Origin of the sequence: Rhizobium sp. Leaf306, from assembly GCF_001423425.1 — a bacterium.
GTDB classification, from domain to species: domain Bacteria; phylum Pseudomonadota; class Alphaproteobacteria; order Rhizobiales; family Rhizobiaceae; genus Neorhizobium; species Neorhizobium soli.
Genome location: NZ_LMNX01000007.1, coordinates 58875 through 73778, shown reverse-complemented (window position 1 = coordinate 73778; position 14904 = coordinate 58875). Strand labels below are relative to the sequence as shown.

The 14904-nt window shown below is 61.1% G+C and carries 14 protein-coding genes; 7 read left to right on the top strand and 7 right to left on the bottom strand.

What is annotated here, in order from left to right:
- Nucleotides 1-70 precede the first annotated feature (70 nt).
- The 3 genes from ASG19_RS22670 to ASG19_RS22660 form a co-directional block, all read right to left on the bottom strand.
- On the bottom strand, nt 71-1369 hold the full coding sequence (locus tag ASG19_RS22670; protein ID WP_062463246.1) for a CmpA/NrtA family ABC transporter substrate-binding protein: 1299 nt from the start codon (nt 1367-1369) through the stop codon (nt 71-73).
- A 347-nt stretch (nt 1370-1716) separates the two neighbouring features.
- Nucleotides 1717-2994 (bottom strand): CmpA/NrtA family ABC transporter substrate-binding protein, encoded by a 1278-nt coding sequence (locus ASG19_RS22665; protein WP_244476262.1) that lies wholly within the window; start codon nt 2992-2994, stop codon nt 1717-1719.
- A gap of 25 nt (nt 2995-3019) precedes the next feature.
- Entirely contained in the window at nt 3020-3619 is a 600-nt protein-coding gene (locus ASG19_RS22660; RefSeq protein ID WP_062463239.1) for an ANTAR domain-containing response regulator, read from the bottom strand.
- 803 nt (nt 3620-4422) lie between these two features.
- Here ASG19_RS22660 and ASG19_RS22655 point away from each other — a divergent pair.
- Complete coding sequence (locus ASG19_RS22655; RefSeq protein WP_062463238.1) at nt 4423-4806, top strand: hypothetical protein; 384 nt, start codon at nt 4423-4425, stop codon at nt 4804-4806.
- A gap of 143 nt (nt 4807-4949) precedes the next feature.
- Here ASG19_RS22655 and ASG19_RS22650 read toward each other — a convergent pair whose 3' ends face one another.
- Entirely contained in the window at nt 4950-5642 is a 693-nt protein-coding gene (locus tag ASG19_RS22650) for a GntR family transcriptional regulator (RefSeq protein WP_062463235.1), read from the bottom strand.
- 146 nt (nt 5643-5788) lie between these two features.
- On the opposite strand from ASG19_RS22650, the gene ASG19_RS22645 reads away from it, so the two are divergent.
- The 6 genes from ASG19_RS22645 (at nt 5789) to ASG19_RS22620 (ending at nt 11845) form a co-directional block, all read left to right on the top strand.
- Nucleotides 5789-6793, top strand: coding sequence for an ABC transporter substrate-binding protein (locus tag ASG19_RS22645; RefSeq protein WP_062463232.1), 1005 nt, complete (start codon nt 5789-5791; stop codon nt 6791-6793).
- Between the two features lie 61 nt (nt 6794-6854).
- Entirely contained in the window at nt 6855-7673 is an 819-nt protein-coding gene (locus tag ASG19_RS22640; RefSeq protein ID WP_062463228.1) for an ABC transporter ATP-binding protein, read from the top strand.
- A 4-nt stretch (nt 7674-7677) separates the two neighbouring features.
- Nucleotides 7678-8547: an ABC transporter permease gene (locus tag ASG19_RS22635; RefSeq protein WP_062463225.1), complete on the top strand. Its 870-nt coding sequence runs from the start codon at nt 7678-7680 to the stop codon at nt 8545-8547.
- 40 nt (nt 8548-8587) lie between these two features.
- Nucleotides 8588-10324, top strand: a complete 1737-nt coding sequence (araD, locus tag ASG19_RS22630) for an L-arabinonate dehydratase (protein WP_062463335.1) — start codon at nt 8588-8590, stop codon at nt 10322-10324.
- A 26-nt stretch (nt 10325-10350) separates the two neighbouring features.
- Complete coding sequence (locus tag ASG19_RS22625) at nt 10351-11076, top strand: ribonuclease activity regulator RraA (protein WP_062463222.1); 726 nt, start codon at nt 10351-10353, stop codon at nt 11074-11076.
- 10 nt (nt 11077-11086) lie between these two features.
- On the top strand, nt 11087-11845 hold the full coding sequence (locus tag ASG19_RS22620; protein WP_062463331.1) for an HpcH/HpaI aldolase/citrate lyase family protein: 759 nt from the start codon (nt 11087-11089) through the stop codon (nt 11843-11845).
- Between the two features lie 6 nt (nt 11846-11851).
- Here the strand turns inward: ASG19_RS22620 and ASG19_RS22615 are convergent, their stop codons facing one another.
- The 3 genes from ASG19_RS22615 to ASG19_RS22605 are packed head-to-tail and all read right to left on the bottom strand — an operon-like array spanning nt 11852 to nt 14855.
- Complete coding sequence (locus tag ASG19_RS22615; protein ID WP_062463219.1) at nt 11852-12775, bottom strand: hypothetical protein; 924 nt, start codon at nt 12773-12775, stop codon at nt 11852-11854.
- A gap of 2 nt (nt 12776-12777) precedes the next feature.
- Nucleotides 12778-13653 (bottom strand): SMP-30/gluconolactonase/LRE family protein, encoded by an 876-nt coding sequence (locus ASG19_RS22610; RefSeq protein ID WP_082476511.1) that lies wholly within the window; start codon nt 13651-13653, stop codon nt 12778-12780.
- Nucleotides 13653-14855 carry a mandelate racemase/muconate lactonizing enzyme family protein gene (locus ASG19_RS22605; RefSeq protein WP_062463214.1) on the bottom strand — a complete coding sequence of 401 codons (1203 nt, stop codon included), beginning with the start codon at nt 14853-14855 and terminating at the stop codon, nt 13653-13655. Before ASG19_RS22605 ends, ASG19_RS22610 begins: the two co-directional genes overlap by 1 nt.
- Nucleotides 14856-14904: the final 49 nt, after the last annotated feature.

The window sequence follows — 14904 nt, the reverse complement described above, 5'->3', positions numbered from 1 at the left end:
ATCCCTTCAAGTGATGTTCGTTCTGGACAAAACAGGCCCCCCATGCGCTGCCGCGTGAGGGGCCGCTGCTTCAGGCACTTGCCTTGATCGTCAGGCTCTCGAGATAGGCCTTCGGGTTTTCCGGATCGAAGACCTTGCCGTCGAAGAAGGTCTCTTTTCCACGCGAGCTCGACGCCGGAATGTCGGCGGCAGCAATGCCCAGATCGGCTGCTGCCGCGCGCCAGATGTCCTCGCGGTTGACCTTGTCGACCAGCGCCTTGATGTCGGTATCGGGTGCGAACTTGCCCCAGCGGACGTTCTCGGTGAGGAACCAGGCGTCGTGGCTCTTGAACGGATAGGAGGCATGGTCCTTCCAGAACTTCATCTCCAGCCCGGTATTCTCGACAAGGCGCCCGTTGCCGTAGTTGATGGTGCCCTTGAGGCGGCCGGCGACATCCTTCGGCGGGACGTTGAACCACTGGCGCTTGCCAAGAATGGCGGCCATCTCTTCCTTGTTGTCCATGCTGTCGGCCCACATCTGGGCTTCCATGACGGCCATCATCAGCGCACGCGCGGCATTCGGGTTCTTCTCGATCCAGTCGGAGCGAAGCCCGAGCGCTTTTTCCGGATGACCTTTCCACATCTCGCCGGTGGTGCAGGCAGTGAAGCCGATACCCTGGTTGACGAGCTGCTCGTTCCAAGGCTCGCCGACGCAGAAGGCGTCCATGTTGCCGACCTTCATGTTCGCCACCATCTGCGGCGGCGGCACCACGATCGTCGACACGTCCTTGTCCGGATCGATGCCGCCGGCGGCAAGCCAGTAGCGGATCCAGAGATCATGGGTGCCGCCGGGAAATGTCATGGCGACCTTGATCTCGCTGCCGGCAGCCTTCTTGGCGGCAAACGCCCCCCGCAGCTTGGAAGCATCGAGCTGGACCCCGGTCCCGGCATATTCCTTGGCAACCGAAATGCCTTGGCTGTCGAGGTTGAGGCGGGCAACGATCGACATTGGCACCGGTACGTTGTTCTGGGTCACCTTGCCGGTGGACATGAGATAGGGCAACGGGGTGAGGATATGCGCACCGTCGATGCCGTTGGCGGCACCGCCGAGCACGAGATTGTCGCGCGTCGCGCCCCAGGATGCCTGTTTGAGCACTTCCACATCCGGCAGACCATGCTTGGCAAACAGGCCTTTTTCCTGCGCAATGATCAGCGGCGCGGCGTCGGTAAGCGCGATGTAGCCGATCTTGAGGCCGCTGACTTCCGGACCTGCCGAGGCGGCGAAGGCGCCGGACGGAAATGCGGCACGCACAGCACTTGCCAGAGCAACGGCAGAACTGATCTTCAGGATCTGCCGGCGGTTGATGTTCATTCCTGTAGTCTTCGTCATAGCGTTGTGCCCCTCTGGTGTGACGGAGATCCGGAAACAAAAAAACGCCGCGTGCTCGTCTGCCGGGTCCGGGCGATAAGCGCCGGACGGCAAGGGAGCATGCGACGTCGGTGTCGGATGGGTATTTGCGCCTGATCGGGCGCTCATCTGTCCTGCGATCGCCATTGACCGCGGACAATTAGATACAAGCAAACATCGTGCCAGCTCGAAATCCAGCCATCAACGAGAACTATTAGCTCGCATTTTCCGGCAGTTGCCGAATGCGCGACCAATCGCGGCGAAAACGGCGCTGCACGTTATGAAGCCTGACTTTCGATGCAGATGCCTTAGCTTTGCGCACCGCGCGATTACGCTTCGGTCACGTCGTCGCCTGATGACGTCGAGCGAACCGCAAAACGCTCCGCATAGGCCTGCACATCACGAGGGTCGAAAATCTCCCCGTCCATGAAGCCATCATATCCCGATGCACTTCGTTCGCCCGGCTCATCCGGGGTGGCCGCGTTTGCGCCCAGCGCCATCTCGTAGAGGTCGGGCCGGAAGGCGCTCGTGACCCGTGCCATGCCTTCTTCGCTGAAATCAGCCTGCCCCCAGCGGATCATCTGGCTGTAGATCCAGCTTGCCTGGTCCGGCCGCGGATAGTTTGCCGCCTTGCCGTGGTAGAGAAAGTAGTCGGGAACGACCCGCGTCGTGCCCTGCGCATCCAGACTGAATTCGCCGCTGAGGACACTGCGGATAATGCTCGTCGGCGCCGCGATATAATCGGGGGCGCTGAGGATCTCTGCGAGTTCGTTGTGATTCTGGGCGTCGTCGCACCACCGCGCTGCCCTGTCGAGCGCAACGATGAGGCGCGACACCGTATCGGCATTGGTCTCAGCCCATTCCGGCCGCATGCCCAACACTTTCTCCGGCGCCAGAGGCCATATGTCCTGCTTGGCCGCGACGATCCTGCCAGTCCCGCGTTCAGAGGCGATCATGTTCCAGGGCGCACCGACGCAAAATCCATCGATCGCGCCTGCCGAAAGCGCATCGGATGTCAGCGGCGGCGGCACTACGACCAGCTTGACGTCGCGGTCCGGATTGATGCCGCCAGCTGCCAGCCAGTAGCGGAACTCGTAATTGTGCGAGGAAAACGGATAGGTCATGCCAAGCGTCGGCATGGCTTCGCCGCGGGCGCGCATGTCGGCGAGTAGAGCCGCGAGAGCCTTCGCATTGGCAAGCGCGCCCGCATCATCGGCAAGCCCCGTCAACGACTTCATCCGCTCGAAGATCCGCGCCGACAGCGTGATGGCATTGCCGCCGCGGCCAAGCGAAAAGGGTGTGATCGTCGGCGAAGGATTGGATCCCAGCCCCAGCATGGAGGCGACCGGCATCGGCGACAGCATATGGGCAATGTCGAACTGACGAAACGCCAGCCGGTCCCGCACATTGGCCCAGGTGACATCCCGTACCAGTTCGAGACGCAGTCCCTCCCTTTCCGCAAAGCCGAGCTCGGCTGCAACGATCAGGATCGCGGCATCCATCAAAGGGATGTATCCCGCGCGCAGAAGCCTCTGCTCCTTGCCGCGGACACGTGACGGCGCTTTGACGGCGCTGTCGCCAGATTGCGTGGAAACACGATCACTCACCAGCATTCTCCGATCGATGCCGCGCTCAAAGCAGCATTCCTGCAGCCGTGACGACGCTTTGCGCGATGTCTGCCAGCTTCTTCTTCTCGTTCATCGCCGTCTGGCGTAGCAGCGCGTATGCCTGTTCTTCGCTCATCCCCCGCATCCTCATCAAAATGCCCTTGGCCCGCTCGATGACCTTGCGCTCCTCAAGCGCACTGCGTGCCTCGGCGAGTTCGCGCTGCAGCCGGCTGAAGGCATTGAAGCGGCTCACCGCCATATCGAGGATCGGTTTGATCCGTTCTTTCTTGAGGCCATCGACCACATAGGCCGAAACCCCGGCATCAACAGCAGCCTCGATCGCCGCCGTATCGGATCTGTCCACGAACATGGCAATTGGCCGCGAAATCATCCGGGTGAGCTGGAACATATGCTCCATCATGTCACGATTTGGATTTTCAATATCAATGATGATGACATCCGGATCCATCGTCTCGATCAGCCGCGCCACGCCCTGCATTTCATGGATGACCCTGACATTCAGGTGCCCCGCCTCGTTCAAACCCTCTTCGATGATCGAACCCCGGATGGCGTTCTCGTCGATGACCAGGATCGTCAGGTCGGTGGTGATTTTTGATCTGCTCATGCCGGGGCAACAGAGCAATGGCATGCGAGATGCAAGCGACCCACGCTTGACGCAGCCCCCCGACCCCGGAGCAAAGACGCACTCCTGTTGCTCGCGACGATCAGGGTTTGCCTTACTTCGAGATCGCGTACGGCAATGACCGGCAACACAAGTGCTTTGGTCCTATCATGGCGCAAAAATGCGCTGATCGCTCTCATTCCGATGGAGCTCAGCGCAATCACGGTGCATTGGATGGGCGCGTAAACTGCCAATGACGTCTCCCGGCTCACTATCTCCCGGTCACACGCAATTCTTAGGCCATGTGTCTAGTTGGAGTGATGGGAAAGAGAACTAGCTGGGCGAAACCGTACTGAAGCGTCAATTCGAGTATGTTCTCCATGCCCGAATGCATTCTGTAGTCGCGCTTGCCGCTAAAATGGCCCGGATCGTCTGGGGCGTTCTGACAAAGTTGGAGCTCTTTATGAACGCAGAGATCCTGTAGTCACCTGACGCTCTAAACTCGATTGCAATGCTTGTGAATAGTGATGACCCACCATTGGATCGATATGCAGGAGACCCGCAAGATAGCGGGCTTTGTGCTCGAACCATCTATCGGGAACAGTCCGTGCGGATCCCCTCGTATCCTGTCTACAACTTTAGGTTACTTGAGAGAGAACGGATGAATCCAAGCGACTGGAACAGTCATCCGCGATGTCGCGAAGCCTTGCGCGGACATCGCCGAGCTGGAAGCAGCAAAGGTTGCCAAACCCGAGCTGCTGTTCCTCGCGTGCAACAATGGCGACAAGGACACCTAGCGCGATCTGATGCAGACAGTGCTGATCGACAAGCTCCCGGGTTACCAACCGACAACCCTGCAGGTTCACGGTGATATCGCCAACAAAATCATATCCTTGGAGATCTTGTATCTTATGGAGCTGCAGTTCATGGCGGCAGCCAGCAACGATCTGATGGCGCGTATCGCGTCTGGTGAGATCGACACAAAGGAGAAAAAGCTACTCGACCGTTATGCCGAGGAGCTTAATCCAAATATTTGGAATGGTCTAATTTACAAGTTTTATTGGTTTCGGGGCGTCATTGCGCCGAGACCTGTAAAATCGGCCGCCTTGAAAGTATGCGAACCTGTGGCACCCATCGTGAGCGGACAAATATTTCCGCTTACCCAATGTCGAACCCTTCCGACGCCTTGATGGCAATCGAACCCGCGGCGCTAGATGCAGTATCATCCCATTGAAAAGAGCTCACACGAACATGCAGCTAATACAGTAATATGCATGAAGACACTGCATCAGATCGATCGCACCCTCCCAGATGGCTCCAGCACTGAAGCTGCTCAAACGCGGACATAGGTGGGGAATTCAGAGCTGATCACATCAATGTTGGACAGCGTGCCGGACAGATGCTTGCGCAATGCTGCCTCTGCATCCGCAAGTCTGCCGGAAGCGATGCCCTCTACGATTGTCTCGTGGTCGCCAAGCACTGTCTGCATCTTGCCGGGCATGGGCAAGTGGAGCCGTCTTAGCCTGTCGAGATGGACGCTTTGACGCCTGACGCTTGCCCAAAGCTGCAGGATGCCTGTCCTTTCATAAAGCTTCCTGTGGAAGTCACGGTCAATGCTGTCAAAAATGTCATAGGTTTCCGGTGTCGCGACCGTGGCCTGCCGGGCCAGAATCTCGCGCAGTTCCGCGGCTGTCTCGGCCGGTGCATCTGTCGTTAGACGCCTCACTGCCTCAAGCTCGATCGAGAGCCGCAGGAACTGCGCTTGTCTCGCATGATCCACGTCGATCTTTGCGACGACCGTGGCGTATTGCGGGTAAACGTCGACCAGGCTCTCCTCCTGAAGACGCATCAAGGCGTCACGCACCGGCGTCTGGCTGACGCCGAATTCCAGTTGGAGAGATGCGCGAGAGAGAACCGTACCTGGTACCAGTTGCACTTTGAGGATACGCTCCCGCAGGATTTCGTGAACCTGCAGTGCCACCTGCCGCGATCGGTCTAGTTGCCCGCCCCTGATCATTCCATTCATGCACCCATCCAATCCTGTCACCTAACCAAGGCACTTAAACACAAAATCAGGGTTGATGCACTGATGTTTTAGTGCTTCAATGACTTCGTCCGCTTGGGAGTGAGAGCGGCATGGGCAAACACATGCCCCTTTCTTGGAGGAAACAAATGCGACTGCTTATCGGCGGGATGACCGCCATGATGCTGGCCCTTGGGCTTGCCACACCAAGTCATGCTGCGGAAAAGACGACGCTTTCGATCACCCGTCAGCCGGGCATCCTTTACCTGGCGAGCCATGTGATGGAGACGCAAAAGCTGGTCGAGAAACAGGCCGCCGCCGATGGCCTGCCGGGTGTTGCCGTCGAATGGCGGACGTTCAGCGGCGGCGGCGCCCAGACCGATGCTCTGCTTGCCGGCAATGTCGACGTGGTCAACACCGGCACCGGCAATCTCCTACTCCTGTGGGACCGGACCCGCGGCAAGGTCAAGGGTATCATCACCAGCTCGGCGCAGCCGGTGATCATGGTCTCCAACGACCCGCGCATCACCACTCTCAAGGACATCCAGCAGGGCGACAAGATCGCTGTGCCGACCGTTGGCGTCTCGACCCAGGCGATCCTGCTGCAGATGGCAGCCGCCAAGCTCTACGGAGAAGACCAAGTCAAGAAATTCGATCCCAACACGGTGCAGCTCGGCCATCCGGATGCGGTTGCGGCGATTGCCAATTCCAAGCATGAGGTCAAGAACCACTTTTCCGCGCCGCCCTTCCAGTATCTCGAACTGAAGCAGCCGGGCGTCCACAAGGTGACGGACTCGCGCGAAATCCTCGGCGGCGCGCTGACCCAGGCGACGTTCTTCACCACCACGACTTTTGCGGAAGAAAACCCGAAACTGGTCAAGGCCCTGCGCACCGCGACCGAGGAAGCGATTGCCTTCATCAAGAAGGATCCGAAGGGTGCGCTCGAAGCCTACAAGTCCGTCTCCGGCGACAAGACCAGCCTCGACGACCTGATGGCAATGATGAAGGAGCCTGGAATGGACGAATGGCGCACCGATCCGCAGGGCACCATGAAGTTTGCCGAACATCTTCACAAGGTCGGCACGCTCAAATCCATGCCAAAGGCCTGGACGGACTATTACCTGGCGGACAGCGCTTATCTCAACGGCAACTGAGACCCGTAACGTCCTCTGCAGCGGCGGCATGCGCCGCTGCTCCTCTTACGGAGTGAACTCCATGATGCAGGCAACCGTTTCTGCCGCCGAGCGCATCGCGCCGGCTCCAGCCAAGGCCCCTCTCCTCTCGGTCGACCGCGTAACGCTGCGTTACAAGACGCCCAATCTGCTGATTACAGCCACCGAAGACGTCAGTTTCCAGGTTGGCGAGTCCGACCGTTTCGTGCTGCTCGGCCCCTCCGGCTGCGGCAAGTCCACGCTTCTGAAGCCGGTCGGCGGCTATATGACCCCGTCGTCCGGCACGATCCACATCAATGGCCGCCAGGTCACGCGTCCCGGCCCCGACCGGATGATGGTGTTCCAGGAGTTCGACCAGCTGATGCCCTGGAAGACGGTGCTGGAAAACGTCATGTTTCCGCTGCTCGTCGCCCGCAAGCTGCCAAAGGACGAGGCCGAGGCGCTGGCCCGCCAGTATATCGACAAGGTGAAACTCACCCGCGCCATGGACAGCTATCCGCACACGCTATCGGGCGGCATGAAGCAGCGCGTCGCGATCGCCCGCGGCATGGCGATGCAGCCGGATATCCTCCTGATGGACGAACCGTTTGCCGCGCTCGATGCCCTCACCCGCCGGCAGATGCAGGACGAATTGCTGCAGCTCTGGGAAGACACGAAGTTCACCGTGATCTTTGTGACCCACTCGATCGCCGAGGCGATCAAGATCTCCAATCGCATTCTGCTTCTGTCTCCGCATCCGGGCCGGGTGAAGGCCGAGGTCGTCGATGTCGACAAGGTCAGCCAGACCGACGGCAGCGCCGCAGCGCTCGAGCGAGACATCCACAACCTGCTGTTTTCGAACGAGCCCGGTCACAAGGAATAGAGCCATGCTGTCTCCAAACATCATCCTTGCGTCGGACGTCGAGTCTTCCAAGCCCTATGACAACGTCAAGCCGGTCGAGCAGAAGCTCAGCGCCTTCGAGACGCTGTGGGGCATTAGCGCGCTGCGCAAGGCGCTGCTGATCCTGGCGCTCGCGGTGATCTGGCAGGTCTATGCGACCTATCTCGACAATCCGCTGCTCTTTCCGACCCTCAGCGACACTCTGACAACCATGGTCGATCGCTTTGCCGACGGCACGCTGCCGGCCCGCATCTGGACAACGCTGCAGGTCCTGTTCATGGGCTATACGATCGGTACGGTTCTGGCCGCCCTGTTGACGGTCCTTGCCATCAACACCCGCATCGGCACCGACTTTCTCGAAACCATGACGGCAATGTTCAACCCGCTGCCGGCAATCTCGCTTCTGCCGCTGGCGCTGATCTGGTTCGGTCTCGGTGCCTCCAGCCTCGTCTTCGTGCTCGTGCATTCGGTGCTCTGGGCCGTCGCGCTCAACACCCATTCGGGGTTTCTGGGCGTATCGCGGACGCTCCGCATGGTCGGCGCCAATTACGGGCTGACCGGAATTTCCTATGTGCTGCGCATTCTGGTGCCGGCTGCCTTTCCGTCGATCCTTACCGGTCTAAAGATCGGCTGGGCCTTTGCGTGGCGCACGCTGATCGCCGCCGAACTCGTCTTCGGCGTCTCGTCCGGCCAGGGCGGTCTCGGCTGGTTCATCTTCGAGAACCGGAACCTGCTCGATATTCCTGCGGTGTTCGCCGGCCTGCTCACTGTTATCATCATCGGTCTGATCGTCGAAAACCTCGTCTTCCAGACGATCGAGCGTCACACGATCCAAAAATGGGGCATGAAGGAATAGGCTTCAGCTCATCCTTTGCGTGCCCAACAAGGTCAGTCTCATGACAGATAGAAAAACACCTGAAACACTGCGCAGCGCGCGATGGTTTGCGCCTGACGACCTGCGCTCCTTCGGCCACCGTTCGCGGATGATGCAGCTCGGCTATGGCGAGGAGGACTTTCGCAACAAGCCGATCATCGGCGTGCTCGACACATGGTCGGAGCTCAACACCTGCCACTCCCATTTCAAGGAGCGTGTGCAGGACGTCAAGCGTGGCGTCTTGCAGGCCGGAGGCTTCCCGGTACAGATGCCGTCTCTGTCCGTCGACGAAAGCAATATCAAGCCGACGTCGATGCTCTATCGCAACATGCTGGCGATGGAGACAGAGGAAATGATCCGCTGCCACCCGCTGGATGGCGTGGTGCTGATGGGCGGCTGCGACAAGACCACGCCCGGCCTTGTCATGGGTGCCATCAGCGCCGGCGTGCCGATGATCTACCTGCCGGCCGGACCGATGCTGCGCGGCAATTACGCCGGAAAGATCCTTGGCTCCGGTTCGGACGCCTGGAAATACTGGGACGAGCGCCGCGCCGGCAATATCTCCGACGAAGAGTGGCTCGGCGTGCAGGGCGGCATTGCCCGCTCGGCCGGCACCTGCATGACCATGGGAACCGCCTCGACGATGACCGCCATCGCCGATGCCATGGGTCTGACACTGCCGGGCGCCTCGTCGATCCCGGCGGTCGACAGCAATCACCAGCGCATGGGCGCAGACTGCGGCAGGCGGATTGTCGACATGGTATGGGAAGACCTGACGCCGGACCGGATCATCGGCGAAGGGGCGGTCCGCAATGCGGCGATCGTCGCCATGGCAACCGGCTGTTCCACCAATGCCGTCGTCCACCTGATTGCGATGGCGCGCCGCGCCGGGGTCAACCTGACGCTCGACGATCTGGACGCTCTCGGACGCGTCACGCCGCTCATCGCCAATGTTCGCCCCTCCGGTAAAGACTACCTGATGGAGGATTTCTTCTATGCGGGCGGGCTGCGGGCGCTGATGAAGCAGATCGAGGACCGCCTCGACCTGTCGGTCATGACCGTTACCGGCAAGACGATGGGTGAGAACCTCGAAGGAGCCCAGGTCTACAACGACGATGTCATCCGGCCTCTGTCCAACCCGGTCTATCACGAGGGTTCGCTGGCGGTCGTGCGCGGCAATCTCTGCCCCAACGGCGCCGTTATCAAACCGGCCGCCTGCGATCCGAAATATCATGTCCACCAGGGCCCGGCTCTGGTCTTTGACAGCTATCCGGAAATGAAGAAGGCGATCGACGACGAAAATCTTGACGTCACGCCCGACCATGTCCTGGTGCTGCGCAATGCCGGGCCGCTCGGTGGACCGGGCTTTCCCGAATGGGGCATGCTGCCCATCCCCAAGGCCCTGATCAAGAAGGGCCATCGCGATATGCTGCGGATATCGGATGCGCGCATGTCCGGCACGTCCTATGGAGCCTGTGTGCTGCATGTGTCGCCGGAAAGTTATATCGGCGGGCCGCTTGCGCTTCTGAAGACCGGCGATATCGTCCGTCTCGACCTGCCGGCCCGCAGCCTCGATATGCTGGTCAGCGAAGAGGAGCTGGCGCGCCGCAACGCCGAATGGGTTGCCCCGAAGCCCCGCTACGAGCGCGGCTACGGCTGGCTGTTTTCCCGCCATGTGACGCAGGCCGACCAGGGCTGTGATTTCGATTTCCTGGAGACCGGTTTCGGCAAGACTGCCGGCGAACCGGAAATCTACTAGAGCCCATGTCTGAGAGAGGCAACATAATGACCGACTACGTGCTGAGCGACGCAACCCGCGCCAAGTTCAAGAAAATTTCGACCGCATCGATTGCCACTGCGCTGTTCAAGCGCGGCCTGCGCAACCAGTTCATCCAGGGCGTTGTGCCGGTTTCGCCGAAGACCGAGGTGATGGTCGGCCAGGCCTTCACGTTGCGCTATATCCCGGCCCGCGAAGATCGCAATCCGATCACCGTCTTTCGCAATGCCGACCATCCTCAACGCGTCGCGATCGAGACCTGCCCTCCCGGCCAAGTCTTGGTCATGGACGCCCGCAAGGATGCACGGGCGGCCACAGCCGGGTCGATCCTGATCACCAGGCTCGCTTTGCGCGGTGCCGCCGGCGTCGTTTCCGATGGCGGCTTTCGCGATGCAGCCGGGATCGGCGCACTGGACATGCCGGCCTACCACGCCAGACCTTCGGCACCGACCAATCTCACGCTTCACGAAGCGCTCGACATCAACGTCCCGATCGCGTGCGGTGATGTGGCCGTGTTTCCCGGCGATGTGCTGGTTGGCGACCGCGACGGCGTGATGGTCATTCCAGCCCACCTCGCGGAAGAGCTGGCCGACGAGTGCACGGCGATGGAAAGCTACGAGGATTTCGTGCTCGAACAGGTGAAAGCGGGAGATGCCATCATTGGCCTCTACCCGGGCACGAAGGACGAGTACCAGCAGAAATACGAGGCCTGGCGCAAGAACAATGGCCGCTAGGGCGATCACAATGCTGAGCGACCGCAACCGGTTCAAATGGGCGATCAAGGACATGCAGCCGCAGATCGGCGCCTGGTCGAGCCTGTGTTCGAACATCGCGGCTGAAATTCTGGGCGAGGCAGGCTTTGACTGGGTGTTGCTGGATACGGAACATGCGCCCAACGAACTTCCCGGTGTGGTGACGCAATTGCAGGCGTTGAGGGCGACGCCAGCAAGTGCTGTGGTGCGTCCGGCCTGGAACGACCCGGTGCTGATCAAACGATACCTGGATGCCGGCGCGCAGACACTGCTCCTGCCTTTTGTCCAGAACGCGGAAGAAGCAAAGGCCGCTGTGGAACGCGCCACCTATCCTCCCCGTGGCAGCCGCGGCCTTTCGCTCGGATCCCGCGCCAACGGCTACGGCCGCTTTGTCTCCGAACTGGCCGATGTGCAAAAGGAGATCTGCATCATTGTCCAGATCGAGACCCGGGAGGCACTCGCAAACCTCGAGGCCATTGCCGCGGTCGAGGGCGTCGACGGTATCTTTATTGGGCCTGCCGACCTGTCGGCTGATCTTGGATATCTTGGAAACCCGGGCCACCCGGAAGTATGGACAGTTCTGGAAACGGCTGCTGAACGGATCCGGAAGCTTGGAAAGCCTCCCGGCATCCTCATCGGCCCTAACGATGCAAAGCGCTGCCTGGACATGGGCTTCGTCTTCGTCGCGGGCTGCACCGATATCGGCCTGCTGACCGCAGGCAGCAAGGCACTGCTCGCATCGATGAAGTAGAACACGTCACTGGTCCGCGTCTGGCTGGCTGGTGCCGGAGCAGCAGAGGATCATGGTGCCCTCGATCGTTTCGCCAGGCGCAAGCCGCGCAACGTCGCCATACCCGGCCAGGTCGCGGCGGTTGTGGACATCTGGCACGTGACTGACCGGCTCGACACAGAGGACGGGTAGGTTATCCGGCACATAGACCTGCAGGTTGGTCAGCGCTCCCCTCGCCTGCATCGTCATACTTACCCAGTCCGACAACCAGTCGATCGCAGCAGTCCTCGATGTCCAGCCCGCATAGTGACCGTCGAACCAGGGTATGGCCGAGACATCCACGCCCGACGAGAAAGTCGGGCGTTGCTCTGCCGGGACCGGGGCTGTGGCAAAGCCGCGTGGATCCCGCCCGAAACCAGTCGTCGCTTGAAAGGTGAGCCGCGTGTTCGCCGTCTTGCGGAACCACGGATGAAAGCCGAGGCCGTAGGGAAGGCTCTCTGTCGCCGAGTTGGTGAGGCGCAGCAGCAGTTCGACTCCGGAAGAACTGAGGCTGATCTCCAGCATCAGCGTGTAGGCGAACGGATTGCCTGGCTCAGCAAACTTGTCGACGAGCGTCAGGCGATCGCCTGACGCGTCCACCACCCTCCATGCCCGGTCCCGGGAAAAGCCGTGGATCGCGAGGTCCTCCTCCGGCCTGTTGACGGGCAGCTGGATGGGGCCGCGCGCTCCGGGAAACCGTCCGCCATCAAGCCGGTTGGCGAACGGCGCCATGACGAAGCAGCCGCCGGTTCGGGCTGTGATGGCCGGCGGGCATGGATGCAGGATCTCGAACCAGGTGCCGCCCGGTTTCAGCCATCGGAGCGCCGTGAGACTGGCGCCGTTGAGGGCATCGAGCGTCAGATCATAGCCATGCGCCGTGAGGTGATGCAGGGTCTCCGTCTCCGGTGACACGTTCAGACCCCCCGCATGCGATGGATCGGCGTGCCCGCTACCGCCGACTGCGCCAGGAGGACGCTTCCGGCAAGCGGATGGCGCTCGAGCGCCTCGGCCGAAAGATAACGGTGCGAGGTCACGAGCAGCGTCTTCAGGTCCGGCCCGCAGAAGCACGGCATGGTCGGCGAAGGCACTGGCAGCGGATGCTTACCGATCAACGCGCCATCCGGCGCATAGTGGTTAAGGCAACCGGCGGAGACACCGGCACTCCAGTAATTGCCGTCGCAATCGATGGCGGCGCCATCCGGCCGTCCGTCTACCTCGCTTGGCTCCGCAATCCGCAGCTCTTCACCCATCGCTCCCGTCGCCGGGTCGAAGTCATGCCGCTCGATCCATCTGCCGCCGGAATCGGAATGGTACATGATGCGTCCATCCGGCGACCAGGCAAGACCATTGGAGATGATGAGGCCGGTTTTCTTGGCAAGCATGCGGCCGTCGGCGCCGATCCGGTAGAGCGAACAGATCGCCTCGCGCTGCGCCCGCTGGTCTGTGGTGCCGACCCAGAACGCGCCGTCGGGACCGACCTTGCCGTCGTTGAACCGGTTCGTCTCGAGTTCTCCTTCAAGCTGCGCCAGAGGCTCCGACAGGCCGCTGTCGGGATCAAAAAGGATGATCTCGCGGGTGAGAGCCACCACCAGCCGGCCGCTTTCGCACAAACCGATCGAGCAGACATTCTCCCCGAGCACCCACTCCCGGACGATCCCTTCGCCGAGCCGCAACGCAAGCAGCCTGCCGGTCGGGATGTCGCAGAGAAAAACCAGCTCTCGCCTGTCGTCCCACACCGGGCTCTCGCCGAGTGCCAGGCTGACCCCGCCGATGGGCTGGAAGTCCAGCATCAGAAGTCACGAACCGACGTGGTGCGGCGCTGGACGTCGGGATTATCTAGTACGTAGTCGCCGAGCTCTAGCCCCAGCCCCGCCCCCTCGAACGGGTAGATCATGCCGTTCTCGATCCGCGGCATGACGGTGACGAGATCTCGATACCAGGTGGAATAATAGGCACGAACCGATTCCTGGAAGACGGCATTCGGCGCGTTCAGCGACAGGTGGATCGAGGCCGCAAACACCACGGGACCCGTGCAGTCGTGCGGCGCGATCGGCCGCTGGAAGGCTTCCGCCATGGAGGCGATCTTCTTGGCTTCGCTGAGGCCCCCGCACCAGGAAATATCGAGCATCACATAGTCCACCGCGTTCTTGCGGAGCAGCTCGACGAATTGCGCCCGGGTCGCCAGCGTCTCGCTGGCGCAGACCGGCAGGCCGGAGCGCTGCGCATAGACGGTCAGTGCTTCGGTATCCTGCATCTTGATCGGATCTTCCATCCAGAAGGGCCGGAACTGCTTGATCTCGCGGGCGATCGCCAGCGCCGACGGCAGGTCCCACATCGAATGCAGCTCGACCATGACCTCCATCCGGTCGCCCACCGCATCGCGGATCTTGCGGAACGGCTCCAGACCCTTTTCCAGATCATCCCGGTGGATGAAATTGCCGCCGCCGGCCACCGCGAACGGATCGAGCGGCCAGATCTTCATGGCCGTAATGCCTTCGGAGAGCAGGCTTTCGGCCAGCGCGCCGGCATCCTTGCTGAATGCGACCTGGTCGTCGTAAGGCCCCTGCGTTTCATCGGCATCTCCGATATAGCGGCGCGCACCGCGGCTGTTGTAGGAATAGCCGGCGCAGGTGTTGTAGGTGCGGATCGCCGGGCGCGAGAGCCCGCCGAGCAGCTGGTGGATCGGCTGGTTGGTGACCTTTCCGAAAATGTCCCACAGCGCGATATCGACCGCCGACGCCGCGCGGATTTCGACGCCCGACGAGCGGAAGCCCACATAGGTCTCGGTCAGCAGCTTGGAGATGCGGTCGATATGCAGCGGGTTCTGGCCGATCAGCGCCGGCGCCACTTCCGAGTGAATATAGGCCGCGACGGCGTTCGTGCCTCGGAAGGTTTCCCCAAGCCCGATGATGCCTTCATCGGTGTGCACATGCAGCCAGATAATATTGTTGAGGCTGGGAAGCTGGATCGTCTCGAGCGCGGTGATTTTCATCGGATCTTCCGGATAAGCACGGGATGGACCGGCGCGCTGAACGCCGGCC

Bases quoted from the DNA above. Each gene is read 5' to 3' on its own strand.
- ASG19_RS22670 (WP_062463246.1), bottom strand. From the start codon at position 1,369: ATGACGAAGACTACAGGAATGAACATCAACCGCCGGCAGATCCTGAAG.
- ASG19_RS22660 (WP_062463239.1), bottom strand. From the start codon at position 3,619: ATGAGCAGATCAAAAATCACCACCGACCTGACGATCCTGGTCATCGAC.
- ASG19_RS22655 (WP_062463238.1), top strand. From the start codon at position 4,423: ATGCAGACAGTGCTGATCGACAAGCTCCCGGGTTACCAACCGACAACC.
- ASG19_RS22650 (WP_062463235.1), bottom strand. From the start codon at position 5,642: ATGAATGGAATGATCAGGGGCGGGCAACTAGACCGATCGCGGCAGGTG.
- ASG19_RS22645 (WP_062463232.1), top strand. From the start codon at position 5,789: ATGCGACTGCTTATCGGCGGGATGACCGCCATGATGCTGGCCCTTGGG.
- ASG19_RS22640 (WP_062463228.1), top strand. From the start codon at position 6,855: ATGATGCAGGCAACCGTTTCTGCCGCCGAGCGCATCGCGCCGGCTCCA.
- ASG19_RS22635 (WP_062463225.1), top strand. From the start codon at position 7,678: ATGCTGTCTCCAAACATCATCCTTGCGTCGGACGTCGAGTCTTCCAAG.
- araD (WP_062463335.1), top strand. From the start codon at position 8,588: ATGACAGATAGAAAAACACCTGAAACACTGCGCAGCGCGCGATGGTTT.
- ASG19_RS22625 (WP_062463222.1), top strand. From the start codon at position 10,351: ATGACCGACTACGTGCTGAGCGACGCAACCCGCGCCAAGTTCAAGAAA.
- ASG19_RS22620 (WP_062463331.1), top strand. From the start codon at position 11,087: ATGCTGAGCGACCGCAACCGGTTCAAATGGGCGATCAAGGACATGCAG.
- ASG19_RS22610 (WP_082476511.1), bottom strand. From the start codon at position 13,653: ATGCTGGACTTCCAGCCCATCGGCGGGGTCAGCCTGGCACTCGGCGAG.
- ASG19_RS22605 (WP_062463214.1), bottom strand. From the start codon at position 14,855: ATGAAAATCACCGCGCTCGAGACGATCCAGCTTCCCAGCCTCAACAAT.